General features: G+C 39.3%; 13 protein-coding genes. 9 read left to right on the forward strand and 4 right to left on the reverse strand.

Annotated elements, in window-relative coordinates; all coding sequences use genetic code 11:
* The first annotated feature begins 46 nt into the window (after positions 1-46).
* From ACT29I_RS01025 to ACT29I_RS01060, 8 genes are all read left to right on the forward strand, one after another.
* Positions 47-736 carry a NigD1/NigD2 family lipoprotein gene (locus ACT29I_RS01025; RefSeq protein ID WP_430932654.1) on the forward strand — a complete coding sequence of 230 codons (690 nt, stop codon included), beginning with the start codon at positions 47-49 and terminating at the stop codon, positions 734-736.
* 838 nt (positions 737-1,574) lie between these two features.
* On the forward strand, positions 1,575-2,192 hold the full coding sequence (locus ACT29I_RS01030; protein WP_430932655.1) for an IMPACT family protein: 618 nt from the start codon (positions 1,575-1,577) through the stop codon (positions 2,190-2,192).
* Between the two features lie 80 nt (positions 2,193-2,272).
* Positions 2,273-3,184 carry a type I restriction-modification enzyme R subunit C-terminal domain-containing protein gene (locus ACT29I_RS01035; RefSeq protein ID WP_444792508.1) on the forward strand — a complete coding sequence of 304 codons (912 nt, stop codon included), beginning with the start codon at positions 2,273-2,275 and terminating at the stop codon, positions 3,182-3,184.
* A 97-nt stretch (positions 3,185-3,281) separates the two neighbouring features.
* Positions 3,282-3,467, forward strand: a complete 186-nt coding sequence (locus tag ACT29I_RS01040; protein WP_430932657.1) for an N-6 DNA methylase — start codon at positions 3,282-3,284, stop codon at positions 3,465-3,467.
* A 2-nt stretch (positions 3,468-3,469) separates the two neighbouring features.
* A complete protein-coding gene (locus ACT29I_RS01045; protein WP_430932658.1) occupies positions 3,470-3,652 on the forward strand; it encodes a hypothetical protein in 183 nt (60 codons plus the stop codon).
* 219 nt (positions 3,653-3,871) lie between these two features.
* The gene (locus ACT29I_RS01050; protein WP_430932659.1) at positions 3,872-4,963 is read left to right on the forward strand and encodes a serine hydrolase domain-containing protein; all 1,092 of its coding nucleotides are present in this window, start codon (positions 3,872-3,874) and stop codon (positions 4,961-4,963) included.
* Between the two features lie 52 nt (positions 4,964-5,015).
* The gene (locus ACT29I_RS01055; protein WP_444792509.1) at positions 5,016-5,387 is read left to right on the forward strand and encodes a hypothetical protein; all 372 of its coding nucleotides are present in this window, start codon (positions 5,016-5,018) and stop codon (positions 5,385-5,387) included.
* Positions 5,388-5,770: 383 nt separating this feature from the next.
* Positions 5,771-6,436 carry an epimerase gene (locus ACT29I_RS01060; RefSeq protein WP_444792510.1) on the forward strand — a complete coding sequence of 222 codons (666 nt, stop codon included), beginning with the start codon at positions 5,771-5,773 and terminating at the stop codon, positions 6,434-6,436.
* A 72-nt stretch (positions 6,437-6,508) separates the two neighbouring features.
* Here ACT29I_RS01060 and ACT29I_RS01065 read toward each other — a convergent pair whose 3' ends face one another.
* Together ACT29I_RS01065 and ACT29I_RS01070 are read right to left on the reverse strand one after the other, a co-directional pair.
* Entirely contained in the window at positions 6,509-7,054 is a 546-nt protein-coding gene (locus ACT29I_RS01065; RefSeq protein WP_444792511.1) for a CIA30 family protein, read from the reverse strand.
* 1 nt (position 7,055) lies between these two features.
* Positions 7,056-7,235 carry a Lacal_2735 family protein gene (locus tag ACT29I_RS01070; RefSeq protein ID WP_430932663.1) on the reverse strand — a complete coding sequence of 60 codons (180 nt, stop codon included), beginning with the start codon at positions 7,233-7,235 and terminating at the stop codon, positions 7,056-7,058.
* Between the two features lie 193 nt (positions 7,236-7,428).
* Between ACT29I_RS01070 and ACT29I_RS01075 the strand changes: the two genes are divergently transcribed.
* On the forward strand, positions 7,429-8,436 hold the full coding sequence (locus ACT29I_RS01075; RefSeq protein WP_444792512.1) for a metal-dependent hydrolase: 1,008 nt from the start codon (positions 7,429-7,431) through the stop codon (positions 8,434-8,436).
* Between the two features lie 957 nt (positions 8,437-9,393).
* Here the strand turns inward: ACT29I_RS01075 and ACT29I_RS01080 are convergent.
* Entirely contained in the window at positions 9,394-13,257 is a 3,864-nt protein-coding gene (locus tag ACT29I_RS01080; RefSeq protein ID WP_430932665.1) for a VPS10 domain-containing protein, read from the reverse strand.
* A gap of 348 nt (positions 13,258-13,605) precedes the next feature.
* Positions 13,606-16,245, reverse strand: a complete 2,640-nt coding sequence (locus ACT29I_RS01085) for a family 16 glycosylhydrolase (protein ID WP_444792513.1) — start codon at positions 16,243-16,245, stop codon at positions 13,606-13,608.
* Positions 16,246-16,602 lie beyond the last annotated feature (357 nt).

Genomic DNA, 16,602 nt, shown 5'->3' on the forward strand with positions numbered 1-16,602 from the left:
AGTACTTTTAAACAGAATAAATAACACACGTAAAATACATAGTAATATGAAATTATTGAAATTAAAGCAAATAGGATTTTTATTGGTGATGTTGATGGGTATGATGAGTTGCGTGGAGGAAAGCGAGCCATCACCGACCATTTATACGTACTACGGATTCATATATAACGATGGGGGATACTATTATGTGGATATTGACACCGGGGAGAAACTCAAGGTGGTTGAGTTTGATGACTCTGAACTTGACCTGGAACCTTACGATAGGGTAATTGTTAGTTTTATTATCGAAGAAACACCCGAAGTACCTATCTTATATGATCATTTAGTAGAGCTGCAAGGATTCTATGATGTAGATTTTTCGGATATTGTAACCTTGGATGAAACCAGCAGGGATACCATTGGTGACGGGTTTATTACCTTAACAGACTACCACATTGCCGGGGATTATTTAAACATACAAGTTTATTATGACCAGCAGGATGGGGAACATATTTTTTCGTTGTGTTACGACGAAACACAGCAAGAAGAGGGAGAACCTGTTATTTTGGATTTGCGTAACTATTATCCTGAATCAGCTGATGTTAGCGCACAGTATTACACCTATAAATCGTACAATCTAATGGATTTGTCATCTATTGGGGAGCTAAACGATGAGAATAAAATAGAATTTATTCTAAGAACAAACAAGGGGGATTCGCAAGAACAAAAAATTGACTTGGTATATAATCCTATGTAGGAAATGTTGAGTTTAATTGGCGAAAGGGATGTTTATGCAATATGGGCATCCCTTTTCTTTTAGGCACTTACAGTGCAACTAGTGTCATGTCTGAAATGACGGTTAAGCCTCACCTGTTTTTTACCTTATACAAATCAACAAAGATAAGCATCTCCCTAGCTTGCGGGGCGTGAGTCTTTTTGCCTGCCTGTCTGCCCAGCCATAAAGGTGAAGTTAAGCGTTAATGGCAAGGCTAAAGCGGATGGGCGGTATACCGGGTGTCCGAAATTAAGTTTATGAAAATTGTAAACCTGCGATTTGTAAGTGCAGAGCAAATGGCTCTTCCCCTGAGCTCCGAATCTAGATGAAGTACTGCATCAAAGATGCGGGGTTGGGGATTACTGAGTCTCTCTGCTTTTAATCTGTAAGTCCCACTTTAAATATAAACATTATTAGACTCCCTCTACAGGATATAACTTGCAGCATAGTTACTATAATAATACAAAGAAAAAAGGTAATTAATTATAGCATCTTTGCACCGTAAGCTTTGGCCCAAGAGACTGGGAGCGTATCAAAGGTATTTTATTTAACAATAGAATATACGATTTGTAAGGCAGATATTTGAGTATCCCCCATCCCGCCGCCTCACGAAGTAATTAAGATTCTTGAATCGGGATGTCCCTTCGTTCCATTGGTCGGCGTGCTTTCCCCTGACCTCAGGCCGTAAGGGTGGAACGGCTTACCCCTTGCTTGCGGTTTGTAGGTTGACTTCGAAAAATAAACTTGTTATCCTGCCGCTGCATTACGAATGGTATTGTATTAATTATCTTTTTGTAAATTTGCACTTCTACTAAAAATTATGGCCGACATTATAGATAATTATAAAACCATCGATAAGCCTTCTGAAGGAATATACAAAGAGAAAGGAAGCAAGTTTATTTCGTATGCATATCCGGTATACAGCGAGGAAGAGATAAAAGAACATGTCCGCCAGTTAAAGGACGAATTCTACGATGCACGGCATCACTGCTTTGCCTGGCAGTTGGGAACCGACGGTTTGCGCTATCGGGCCAATGACGACGGAGAACCGTCCGGTACCGCAGGCAAACCTATTCACGGCCAATTAAGGTCGATGGAGCTGACCAATATTCTAGTGGTGGTCGTCCGATATTTTGGTGGGACCAAACTGGGCGTTCCCGGCTTGATACATGCTTATAAAGAGGCTACGGCTGATGCCATAAACAATGCCGTAATTGTAGAAAAAACCGTTAACGACATGTACAGTATAAAGTTCGATTATTTGGTGATGAACGATGTTATGAAAATCGTTAAAGATGAGGGCTTGAATATGACAAATCAAAAGTTTGACTTGTCGTGCGAAATAGAGTTCAGTATACGCCAGTCGGAGGTAGAGAAGGTTGTCAGTCGATTTGAAAAAGTAGATACAGTTAAGTGCGAATATTTAAGAACGCAATAGCCCGGTATTGATGCTATTCACAAAGCACAAAGCAGATGCAAGCCCCTATGATATGGGATTGTTGAAGAGTTGTTCGCAAGTTGAAAAAAAACTATTATATTGAAATAGAGGATTTAGATTACACACCATTTGATGCGCAAGGTAGACGAGGCAGAATGCAACAATTATTTGGTATCGAGATGGACCACATTATTAACGAATTAAACGAGGCATTAGCGGCGCAGAGAAAATTCATAGAAAAACAAATGACAAAATTCAACGGTAAATATCGCATTGAACCTAATCGTTGTAAATATTGGGATTATTCATCCCCAGGTTACTATTTCATAACCATATGCACATTCAACAGGGAATGTTTTTTGGGTGAAATAAAAAATGGTGAAATGTTATTATCGATGTATGGTGAAATTGTTAAAAACGAAATATTTAAAATGCCTGATTATCATCATCGTGTTGTTATGGATGAATGGGTCATAATGCCCAACCATATTCATTTATTGATTGAATTAACCCAAAAATATACGGGTAATAATGGTGATGATAATGGTAACGGTAATGGTAATGATAATGATAATGATAATGGTAATGGTAATGGTAATGGTAATGGTAATGGTAATGGTCACGTGGATTGTGATGGTCACGTAGAGAAAATTCATGAATTTTCTCTATCGACCCCCGCCCCGACCCCCGCCCCATTAATAACCATTCAACCATGGTGGAACAACCCCAATTACAAACCAACCACCGATGAAACAAAACAATACCGTAAACAACGGCGAAAAATGATAATCCCCAAAATATTGGGCAAATTACAGATGCAAACATCCAAACATATTAATTTATTGAACAACACACCCGGCAATAAAAATTGGCAACCCAATTACCACGACCATATTATCCGTGATGATAAATCCTACCAACGCATTAAAAATTACATTATCAACAACCCCAAAAAATGGGAGGAGGACAAATTCAATCACAATGGTGATTGATACGGTTGGTTTTATGGTTATGATGATGTGCATGGTTGTTGATATTTTTATTATTGCAGAGAAAATTCATGAATTTTCTCTGCAATAACGATCAAAAATGAACCACCCCACCAATGTTACACACATCCTGCGTTTACCTACGGGGTTAATCTATGCGCATGGCGTAAAAGCCAATGTGTTATTCTTCGATAATAAGCCTGCCAGTAAAGTAGCACAAACCAAAGATGTGTGGATTTACGATTACCGTACCAACTACACCGTACGCTTAAGAAAAAGCAAATGACGATGGCTGGTTTAGCCGACTTTGTCAAGCGCTACAATCCCGATAACCGCCACAAACCTACCGAAACCTGGAGTGAAGAAAATCCCGATGGTCGGTGGTGGAAATTCACCTATGAAGAAATATTGGCAAGAGATAAAACCAATTTGGATATTTTCTGGCTCAAAGACAAAAGCCCGACCGATTAGGATAATCTGCCTGACCCCGATATTCTGCCAAATAATAGCAGCGTAGAGAAGGTAAAGTACCAAGCCTGGTGGATATTCTTTGGTCACCTGTAAAATGTATGAGTATTTCAGTAAATTGTATACGTTTCAATCTAATTTTAGATTAGTTTTGTTTTAGGGGGAGTAATCCGCTATTCTATCCCGATTAGGTGTTATTAAAATCAAGAAAAATTCTACGATATGAAAAAATCAATAGGGTTACTTATTATTATAAGCCTTATAAGCTGCAAACAGAAAATAGACTGCTCTTATCAAGCACCTTTAGACAAAAATGACGGATTAATAGTATCTACACTGGAGCAACATCATTTTGACTTTGATGCATTTCAGACAGTCAATAAAGATATTTGTAGTGGACTGTACGGCCATCTGCATAGTGTGTTGATTATTCACAAAAATGAACTTTTGGTGGAACAATATTATAATGACTGGGATGAGAATCATTTACATTTTTTAGCGTCTACAACTAAAAGTTTCAGTGCGATTATGACAGGTATAGCCATAGAGCAAGGGAAAATTAAAGATGAAAATGAAAAAATGCTCGACTTCTTTCCTGACTATTCATCTCAATCCAATGACACGCTAAAAGACAAAATCACAATACAGCATCTATTGACAAACACAGCTGGATTTGAATGGGATGAAGTTTCTTTACCTGTTAACGACCCCAATAACATGGGTTATAAAATGGATAAGGTGGATAATCTATTTAAAGCCTCAATTGAATTACCTATGGAGGCAATGCCTGGGACTAAATATGCTTATAGTGGACCAAACAATATCATCGTTGGAGAGATAATAAAGGTATCAACAGGACAAAATATGGCAGAGTATACTGAGACAAGCCTTTTCAAACCTCTTGGAATAAAAGATTATCATTGGTTTTCAAAAAATGGAATTTATGATGTTGGAGGTGGACTAAAACTAAAATCTAGAGATATTGCGAAATATGGATTGCTACATTTGAATAAAGGGAAATGGAATGACAAACAAATTGTTTCGTCAGAATGGATGGACAAAATATTTGAACCATACATTGAAATAAGGTATCCTTTATATAGTTGTTATCAATGGCAAATGGTGAAAACTGAATACGGATTTAATTCTTGGTTTATCCCTGGAAATGGAGGGCAAATCATAAATGTAGTACCTGACTTAGATTTAGTAATTGTAATAAATGCTGACAATAGAAATATCTCGAAAGAAAAACGTAAACCATTGGAATCTTTGATTAAAAATTTGACTGTCATGCATCCGAAATTGAAAAAATAAAGGAACAATAATGCTTAATAAGTAATTGTAATCGTTTAGCACAATCGCATAAATGGAGTATTTAGAAATAATTAATTTGTTCATTTCGGTAATTGTCTTTTCTGTCATTGGCTACAGATTATCGCAATTATTTATAGGTAGTGATAAACTAGATTTTTTCATATATAACCATTACAAGCAGAAAGGACCAGACAACTTGATAATTGATGAGTTAACATTTAAAGAGAAAATAAAATACAGTGTACCTATTTCAATATTCAGGGTTTATAATTATTTCTTTGGCATTTTTACAGGTAAAATTTCATATGTTAGAAAAGTTGAGATTCAAAACAGGAATGCGTCGGTAAATATTATATTTATTGAATTACAGATTAGAAATAAGAAGTTATTTTCTATTAAAGAATTTGATTCTTATGAACTTTAAAAATTAAATACGTTGCAAACATTTTATAAATTCCATGGCAGTCGCCATACGAAATTAAAAATTTTGCCAACGTATTTTATACCGATATTCTGCCAAAAAATAGCGGCGTATTAGAGGTAAAGTACCAAGCCTGGAGGATATTCTTTGGTCACCTGTAAAATGTATGAGTATTTCAGTAAATTGTATACGTTCCAATCCAATTTTAGATTAGTTTTGTTATTACAGCAATTCGTTAAACATTTTTTAGTACCTGACTTAGCTTTGTTTTGGAATAATCGATATTTGAGGGAATGGATTTGTCTTCAGCGCCTTGAAAATAAGTCAATTATCTCTTATCTAAAATCTAACGATTTATTATAAACAGGAATTAAATTAGATTACTCATGAAAGCAATTATAACAGGATCAACCGGCATGATAGGGATAGGTTTGTTACTTGAATGTATCGACGATCCAAGGGTAGAAAAGGTTTTAATCATTAACAGAAATTCACTGGGCATAACGCATCCAAAGGTAAACGAAGTAATTCATAAAGATTTTAACGACTTTACTGCAATTAGAGAGCTACTTGCAGGATACGATGTATGTTGCCATTGTATGGGGGTATCCTCGGCAGGAATGAGCAAAGAGAAATACACCCAATTAACATATGCCATCACTAAAGCGCTTGCTTCTGAACTCTACGGAATCAATCCCAACATGGTTTTCAACTATGTTTCCGGAACAGGCACGGACAGTACAGAAAAAGGGAGGTTGATGTGGGCCCGGGTAAAAGGGAAAACAGAAAATATGATTCTCAACATGGGTTTTAAGGATGCATATGCCTTTCGCCCCGGAGCAATTATACCGGAGCGAGGAGTAAAGTCGCGAACAGGATTGTACAACACTTTATATTTTATTTTCAGACCTTTTTTCCCGCTGATGAAACGCATGAAGTCGGTTACTACAACCACGAAATTATCACGGGCCATGATTAATTTATACTTTCACCCGCAACAGCTGAAGCACCTTGAAGGCGCAGATATTAACAGGATTGCGGCCATTGAATAAAATATTCCGTTTTTTCAACTGCCATGATAACCGGCGAGGGCAGTTGTTTGGCATTTCAAGCTAATAGTGAGGTTATTTATAATACTTTATCCAATCCAGTATCAATTTAAAATTTCCGGCTTGCTTATCCGAAATAAGAATACCTATTTGAGAAATGTTTTTAGATTCTAATGCCGGCTTGTTTTTCAAGGTGTTCCCTCTAAAAGTTGGTTTAAAATCTTCGAAAGGGATGGCATGCTCCTTCCAATTGCCTTTGTCCGTTTTTATTTTGGCCTGATAGGCATAGCCATCAAAATTCCGATCTGTTCGAAAACGAATGTTATACCAGTTTCCGTCACCTTTCACACGCACCATCACCCCCTTAAAATGATCTCGATCCAATGGGGCCACAAACGTTCGAACAGAAGCAAATCCCCCATTGTTTTCCAAGGAAACAATTCCTTTGAATGTGGCCGTGCCATCCGGGTTTAAAACCCAATCGCTTTTAGATAAGCCTCCCATTACCCCATCGTTGACGATCTTCCAATCTCCCGAATTTTCCGGCGTGCCAAAGTCGAACAATGTTTTTTCACCTTTAATCAAGAAAAGTCCCATAATTGCTATAAGTATTGTTTTCATATTAATTACGTTTGACAGTTTCCAGATGTTCAATCTCTTTCAAAATGGCATTAGCCTCAGCTACTTTTTCATCACTGGCCTTTCGGTTAACCGTAGATAATTGGTAGGATTCTTTCAATAAGCGCTCGTATTTCTTTTGTAATACTTCAATTTTTGATTTCTTTTTAAATATGCGAAGCATAATATAATGTTTTAAAGGTTGATACTGTTTACATCTCCATTGTAAAGAGAGATTAGGTGGTTAGTGAAGATGGCTTTTTATCAAATCGGCCAACCAAAGTGTTTAATGTAATACATTTTAAAGTTGAACAAAAAATACTTAAAAAGGTTTAGATTAAGAAACAGTACTTAGAATAACTTAAATTTTAAAAATTATGGATTTAGTTACACAAACCGTTTTGGGGGCCGGTGTGGGAGAGCTTGTTCTTGGTAAAAAAGCAGGAAACAAGGCCATTGTTTGGGGTGCTGTTGGCGGATTAATTCCAGATTTAGATGTGTTGATAACTCCGTTCTTTAGTGAGGTGGACGGACTTTTTGTACACCGGGGCTTTAGTCATAGCTTAATTTTTTCTTTTTTGTTGGCTCCTGTGCTGGGTTGGCTTATTTATCGTTTTCACCGGAAAAAGATGAACATCACCAGGGGCGAATGGACGATTCTAATCTTCTGGGCAGTATTTACACATCCCATATTAGACTATTTTACCACTTACGGTACGGGCGCTTTATTGCCATTTTCAGACTTCAGGGTTGAACTGGGAACCATCGGTATTGTCGATATTTTTTACACGCTTCCGTTTATCCTTGTATTGCTTGTAATTCCATTTTTAAGAAGAGAATCTTTGCTGAGGCGAAGGCTTATATCAAGCACAATTATTCTTACCTCGTTGTATTTGTTGGGAACCGTAGGAAATAAAGTGCATATTAATTCAGTTTTTAAAGAAGCCTTTGCAAAACAACATATTACGTATGAACGATTTAAAACGACGCCCTTGCCGCTAAGCAATTTTCTGTGGATGGGATTGGCTGAATCAGATTCAGGATATTATATGGCATTGCATTCCAACTTTGATTCAAGGATACCTGCGGATTTTTTGTTTATCCCCAGAAACGAGGCCAAACTTGATGCAATAGCAGAAAACGAACATATAAATAAGCTAATTCGGTTTACGAAAGGTTATTATCACGTAAATGAAGATGAAAATGGGCTTTATCTGGCCGATCTTCGGTTTGGTAAAATGGGCATTGATGAAAATGCCGATTTTATCTTTAAATTTTATATTAAAAACGAAGATGGTGAGGTGCTTATTCGGCAATCCAATGAATCCAGAACCTTGGATGATACAGCATTTTTAAATTTCATAGGCAGAATAAAGGGCATATAAAATTGTATTGAAAGCAGCCAACTTTGGTTTGGTCAGACAGTTCGTAACCCCTAATCTTTTTCGGCATGTACCAACTGTAATCAGCAAAATCTTTTATCAATGGTTTTCTTGTATACATGGTAGAACAAGTCGCTTACTTTGCCGCTCCACGCTTTGCTGCCGTTGCCCCAGGAGTGATAGTACAAAACCCGGTCCATTGCTAAACCAACATCCGTCAAGGGAAGTATGATCATTTCAATATCCGAAACATGTTTTTTGATTCCTCGTTCCAAGCATAGTAAAACGCCAATCCGGTTAACGATCCTTTAAATTTATCCGGGCAATTATTATTTACATAGCATGAGAAGTACAATATGAACACATAGACACATGGATTCCGCGTTTTTAAAATACTTTAGCTTAAAATTAAATTCGTCTTTGAATCATCCCATAATACCACCTTTTAACCCGGATTATGTATTGGAGGTTCGTCATGAGCATTGCAAGTACAATAAAACAAAGCATTACTGAAACGAGGCATCACTTGTCCCGATTACTTTCGGTAGCATCGTTATGGTGAGTTGAAGTGAAGCAGCGGAGTGTCTTGTTTTGATACAATTTCAATGTGTAATAGATTTTCTAATGCATATTGCGGGTTTAATGTTGAATCTTAGATACAGCCATTGGTTTTTTCGTTTGGGGCTTTCTCAAAAGTATTTTGCTTAACAGTAGAAAGTAGGAATTGTAGTTTGGGAGGCTAATAAGTCCCCTTCCCACCGCCTCCCAAAGTACATAAAAATTCTTGAATTGTGATGTCCCTTCGTTCCATTTGGCGGCGTACTTTCCCCTTACCCTAAGGAGCAAAGGGAAGAGCCATTTAAAAGGTGCTTACAATTTTTAAGTTAAGTCAAAATATTTTTGACCTTTGAGACAACCTCTTATAGGATTATAAAATTGCAACATTAATAATTTTCGATACTATTCCTTCAAAAACTTCCCGGTTGCAACACCTTCGCCGTTTTCCAGTAAGTAGAAATATAAACCAGGGTTTAAGTTTGAAATATCTATGCTATTAGAATTGCCGCAGTTTATCTGTTTCACCAGAATTCCGTTTGGGGCGTAAATTCTCATTCCTAAATTCCCTGTGAAATCACCTTTGACAAATAAAAGCTCTTTGGCCGGGTTAGGATAAACAGATAAATCAATATGTCTTTGGTTTCGGATACCTATGTCGGTTCCGCTTACAACCAAATAAACAAAGTCAGAATATCTTCCATCCTCGGAAGTAACCCATATTTTAACAGCACCTTGTTTTACCCCGGTCACCAGACCATCTTCCGAAATGGTTGCCACGCTTGTATTGCCAGATTTATACATTAATATGCCCGATATTTCAGGTGCTGATACCTGTAGTTGAACCGTGCCGTTAATCTCTATTTTTGAAGTACCGGGAGTAACGGTAATTTTACGAGTGTTATCTCCACCTGTAAAAGTGCCCTTATAAAAACCACTGCCCATTACAGAAAGCCAAAGGGTATTTGGGTCGTGTAAGTCAAACTCTATCTGGGTTATTTTATTAGGCGTGCCTATTGTTTGATTGCTTTTAGTCCATGTTTTTCCCCTGTCCAAACTGATAAATACTCCGGGGTTTGTTGCCAATTCGCCCATTGAGAAAACCAACACATTGCGGTCGAAAGGAGAAATGTCAAAGTTTTCCACAAATTCGGCCTCAAAAATTTGAGTCCAGCTCTGTCCGTAATCGTCGCTGTAGAACAAACCTCCTGCATTACCCGCAGCAGCCCTTCTTCCTGCGGTAGCATATAAACGTCCTGTATGGTCGAAAGCTATATTGTTGACCCCTTCAATTTTATCGGAGACATGAACTTCGGTCCAGCTGGAACCTCTATTGGTTGAATGGAATAAACCTCCATCTATTTGTACCTCTTCGTTCCAAGGGGCTGCAACAAATAAGGATGCCCTGGTATCGTCTCTAGGGTCGAACTCAATATCTCGTACCCAAACCTTGGCCGGCATTCCGCTGTTGCTTGGGGCAAAGTTTTTGCCGGCATCGCTGGACTTATGGAAACCACCTTCTTTGTCTTTATCCGGGCCATCGGTTCCGCTTCCTCCGCCAGATCCAGCTACTTCCGTTACTCCAAAGTACATGTTGTCAGGATTTACAGGGTCAATGCGAATATGGTTTGTTCTCATCCATTCTTCTGCTTCAGTGGCTTTTCCCCAATCGACAAAGGTCTCTCCTCCGTCCGTAGACTTATAAATCCTGTCTAAATCTTTTTGACGCATAGAGGTGGTATAAACGGTGTTCTCGTCCCAAGGATGGGTTGCACCCGCAAATACGCTCTCTTGGGCACCGTTCAGGTATTTCACCGCCTGCTTGCCATCAGTTCCGTCGGTTGTGGTTTTCCACAAGTGGTGCTCACCCGAACCGCAATATAAAATATCTTCGCCCAACCGTTTGTCTTGCCAGATGCACTGGCCCGGAAGGTTACTGTTTCCTGCAGGCATTATATTTCCATGGCTGGTATAGGTTTCGTCAATCTGCTTGAAAGAAGTTCCTCCATCGGTACTGCGGAAGGTATTATGGGCATACAGCAACATGACATCACCGCGTGCATTAACTGCACTATATCTTAACGAACGTAAAGGATAGTTCTGGTTCCACTGTTGGTTCGAGATCTGGTGACCTTCCTCCATGTTGTCATTGTATGGGTTGTTTCTGCTTTCCCAGTAGGCTTTGTCTGCTTCCCAGGCAGTACCATAATCACGAGCTACGTTAATCCAAGTCTGACCTCCATCTGTTGTTTTCCATAAACGCCCGGGTGTAATTGATTTCTGAACCTGCGCATCATAGAAACCCACATATAAGGCATCTTCTCCACTCGGGTCAATATTTAATGAGTTGAAATATTGCAATGCAGCAGTCGGTAGAATTGGATAGGTGCTTTGCGCTTCATTCACGGTTATGCCGAACCATTTTGCAATATATTGATAGTAATTGTATGGAACTCCGCCTGTTAATTGGTTAATATCCAGACCTAAATTGCCATTGATGTTGGTCCATGTATTTCCGTTATCTTCTGATTTAAAGATACCACCATTGCAGCGGGTGGATTGTCCATCAGGATAATAACGGACTTGATCCGCTACATACAACACAAATCTGTGCAATGCTGCGTCGTAGTAGTAATCCATGTTCATAATGGTGTTGTTATCCAGTTTGCCCTCACCAATATTTGTCCATGAGGTTCCTCCATCGGTCGACTTGTATAAACCATATTGCGAACCGGCAAAAATCATATTATCATGTTCGGGATGGATGATGATTCTTGAGAACTGGGCTTTTTCATCAAATCCATTCGTAAATTCAGTCCAGGTTTCTCCTGCATCGGTTGTTTTCCAGATTTTACCCTGGTATTTAATATTGTTGTATATGTTTTCGTTACCACGGGGATTAGCGTAGGTAGGGGAGCTTACTGTGCTCCACAGTTGTTGCTGGCCACGGCAAAAGTTTCCTGCACCCACATACCAGGTATTGTCATCCTGAGGGTCGATAGCTACTGCCGAAATTTTACGATACCATGAGCGTCCTTCGTTTCCATCGGTATCCATGTGTGTGTACCATGGACAATCCTTTATCACTTGCCAGCTGCGAGCCGTATCGTTACTGATGTATAATCTAGAGCTCTCAATGGCAATGGCAAATTTCTCGGTTTTGGCAGAATAGAACATATCGTACAAACGAGAGAAATCCCCTTTGCCATCCACATCTTTTACGGTATGCCAGGTATTTCCGTTGTCTTCGGTTTGATAAGTGTTAAGCATATCCGGCGAAGTCAGGCAGAAATCGGGTAGGAGAGGGTGGTAACGCAGAAAGTTAACAAAACCGGCGTTTCCGGGACCAAACTGTTTCCAGCTAATTACATTATCGGACTCAACACGTTGCGTTTGTATAAGATCCATATTCTCCTCGTAGTATGTGAGGGTTGTAAAACTCCATGCGTCACCGGTTGTTATAGTTCCAGAAGCATCCATCTCATCCACCCGCCAAAAATATTCTGTTTCATTTTCTAAATCAGTTAGCTGGTGGGACGTAGTAGTAATTTCGGTAGCTACTTGCTGAAGGTTACCGGCTGATGTTCCCAGATAAACATTTCTTTTTACAGCATTTACACCGTTTATCCACTGTAAAGTAGTGGTATTAGTACCTATTCCTGTGGCGCCCTGTTCGGGGGTAGGCATGGTAGCCTTGGGCTCCGTAGAAACTTTGTTTAACATTACATCGTCAATATGAAAGAATGCTCCGTCAGAAATGAACGGTACCCTGATATACGGGGCAAATGTTGTGAAGTTTTCATCTGTTTCAAACTCAACCATGGCTTTTACAAAACCATCTTTGGCCTCGCTTTTTATTTGAACATCATAAATGCCAATACTTGTTGTGCCAGCGGTTTGGGTTCCATAACGAATATCAACATTAAATTCGGATGCAGAACGATCGATATCTGTTTTGTAGTAAAATGAGAATTGGTAAGTACCTGTTTCCAGTTCAGGATATTGTTCAGTTCGGAATGTAGGAGTTCCTGAACCATAATCACGAAATACCACTTTTAAAGAGCGGGATCCACTGTTTTTTATTTCCGTATCTGCTTCGAAACCTATGAAAGGCCAGGCTCTCCAAAGTGTTTTACCGGCATAATTGTAATAATCATCGTTTAATCCTGTGATGCTTCCGGTTTCAAAACTTGCATCGGGCAGTAGGTTGGTTTGCGCATTTATGGCTATGGTAAATGCAAGTAGCAAAAGTAGAAATACTTTCTTCATTTATCTAAATTTAATTTTTGCTGATTGTAGGATATAAAATTAACTTAAGGTAAGCGAAGTATCGGTTATAAAATAGGGTTCAAAAGGGTGGTAAAATTTAGGTCGAGGACAATCTTAACTTCCTTTGATTAGTAATATGCGGAGTGTATTATGACTTATTTATTTAAGATTCTTTGAATGAAATTAAAACGTATTAAACCACCTCACCTCGCCTTTGGCGACGTACTCCTCCTTTTAATGGAGGAGTGCTGAATCTCACCACGTAATTTAAAACTGGTATTAAGCGTGTTTTAAGATATGTATCAATAATCCGCTACCATTCATGGTTTTGCTGCCATCGCATGGCCGCTACCGTCGCGTGGTCCAAACTCTTACATAATCCACTTTGTAAAGCTCATTCAAACGAGTATCATCAGGCAAAGCTCCAAACCATTTATTGGATTCGTTATTTAGGTTGATTTCCAAAGGCTGGTGCCAATGCGTATTTTCAGCCTCACGAAAAAGTACTCCGTCCAGATAAAAGCGAATATAATCCTTGTCCCATTCCAATCCCCAGGTGTGATAATCTTTTTGAAGCTCAAAGGGAATGTGAAATTTCTCGTTTCTGGAGAAGTGTTTTTTAACATCGCCTTTATCTTGAGGTGCTTTAAAAACGTGTATGTTAGAATTCAAATCATGACGATTATCTTCCACTCCAGGGCAGTTCTCGCAAATATCAATTTCAGTCCACCAATCTTTGCTTACATTGGTCATCCAGAATCCGGTTACCCAAGGCGCATTCATTGGTTTCAAACGAGCTTCGACATATCCATACAAAATTTTCTTTTTACTCTTGATAAAACCTGCAGAGTGGGTGTAGCCGTCAGGTAATTTTTCATTGCCATGCTGATTAATTTGCATAATTAACTCACCACCTTCCAAGCTCACATTAGAACCATGGAAATAGGTTGGTTTACGACCTTTCCACCCCGGATTGTTGGGGTACCACTTTTTAATGTCTAAAGTATCGTCAGAAAATTCATCAGAATAGTCTTTAAGCAACTTCCATTTGCCATTGTTCTTTTGGTCAGAGAGTGGATATTTGTTATTCAAGCGAACTGGTGCAATGGAGAAATCAACCGTGTCCTTGTAAAACTTCTTCGGCTTGGTTAGTCCTTCACCGGCTTTCGTTTTTATTGGAACCAGTTTGTACGAACGAACCCAATCGTAATAAGTAGTGTTAATTTTATCGTTATTTAGTTCCTCAACCGTAGGTGGACTTTCCCAATTATAAGTTTCAGTTACCAGATGCATGTACATTGGCCTGTTAAAAGGCTTATCGTTAAACTCAGTGCTCGGTTTGATGGTAAACTTATATTCCCCATCCAAATAAAACAACAGCGTATTGGCATCTTTCCACCAACAGCCATAGGTATGAAAAGCTTCATTGGAGGCTGGAACGATAGGGCAGTTCCCACCTACTGATTTGCTGTTCTTATTGCCTTGGCAATCAAAATGCTGGTAATGGGTATTCGAATGCAAGATATTGGTGAAGTCGTGACCTGTCTTACGTTTACCAACTACCTCAACAATATCCAGTTCCTGGCGATTGCGGGTACAACCATCTTTTTCTGGCAAGTTTTTTAACCAGAAAGTTGATGACATGGAGATGCTGGATGCTTTCATGCGGCATTCGTAATATCCAAAGCGAGCATCCATGGCTTTGGATGCCACAGCGCCACCTGCAATATTGTACTTGGGATCTCCTTCTAACACCGAGTTTTTGATTTGCATATAACCATCTTGTACCGATACGCTGTAATCACGGAAAGTAGCCGGTGGGCGACCATGTTTCCAGAATGGCGAGCGTTGGTGCCAACGTGTTGTATCTAATTCTGAGCCATTAAATTCATCCGAGAACTTCTCATTTTTAATCCATTGATATCCGGCTGGGGCAGGAGGCAGAGGATTGTCAACTTCGGGCATATTAATTTTTAACACCGCTCCACTGTGCTTTCTACCTTCGCGCAACACGGCGTTATATAGATATTCAGGTTCACCATTTCTAAATAAAACTTGCACGCGTTCGTAACGGGCTTTTTCAGGTAAAGGTAAATAATGGGCACCTTTATGATGACTTCGGTAGTATTGCCCCCAGTTTAAACCATCTTCCGATTCCAGGTAGAGTCCGCTTAACCAGTCGTAGTTGCCCATATCTCTGATCAAGCAATGGAATTTGTTTTTGTAATAAAAAAAGTAGGGATCTTCGGTTTGTCCCCCTCGTTCAGGAAAGTCAATTACCGGGTTGTTTTTGTATTTTACGTAGGGGCCTTCCAGCGATTTAGCCATTGCTACACCTGTTTTTCGGCGGTCATCATTTCGGCGGTCCCAACTACGGTAGTATATCCAATATTCACCATTGGGATGTTTCAAGAAGCCCGGGTTTACAGTACAATATCCATCCCAAGCCATGGTGTCGGGCGAAACGTCAATAACAGGTTTGTCGAAACGTTTCCAAGGGCCATAAGGATTATCGGCAATGGCCATACCTACGCGCTGTGTATTGGCTGATTTGGCCCTGTCGCGCCAATTGTCTTGTTGGGTAGTATCATTACCAATATATAACATCATATACTTTCCATCGACTCTATAAATAGTTGGATTATGGATGGTATGCGCATCCCACATGCCTTGGCGTCCCTCCATAATAACCCCTAACTTTTTATATGGGCCTTCGGGATGGTCGGCAACGGCATGGGCAATTTTGCTGTGGATTAACCAATTTCCCTCTTTCTCCCAAGTAGAATAGTAAACATGCACTTTTCCTTCGTCATCGTAAATAGGAGCACAGCCCCAAACAATGCTGTCCTTGCTTTCGAGGATGTATTTAGCGCTGTCGGCTAATAAGGGAGTAAGCCACGAATCTGGTGGACTTTGTTTTTGTTTGTTTTGGGCATATGCTGTGGTAACAAACAGGATAGATAAAAGTATGGTAGCTAATGTTTTCATTATTATAGGACTAATGAACACAGAAACACGGAGGCGCTGCGTTTTTATTAATATATAGAAGCGGCTTGTGTAGTTGTTCGGTTGTTGTTTTTTATAAGACAATGTTAGTAATTACCAGATTTTTGAGTTGAATAAAATGCTTGTAAAAAAAGGGGGATATTGTTTTTTTCAGAGTTTGGCAGATAGTTCGGCAAGAACACTCCTGACCTAGGGGAGAATGATGTTGGACTAGGACAGAACCAATATTTTCCAAGAAATATTTATTGTGACTTTACCCAGAACGATTCTCCCCTTTCCCAGAATGGCCATGGAAATGTCCGTCATTCTGGGAAAGGTCAGTTACAATCTGACCACGAG

This window comes from Saccharicrinis sp. GN24d3, assembly GCF_052400645.1.
In the GTDB taxonomy this organism is placed as follows: domain Bacteria; phylum Bacteroidota; class Bacteroidia; order Bacteroidales; family Marinilabiliaceae; genus Saccharicrinis.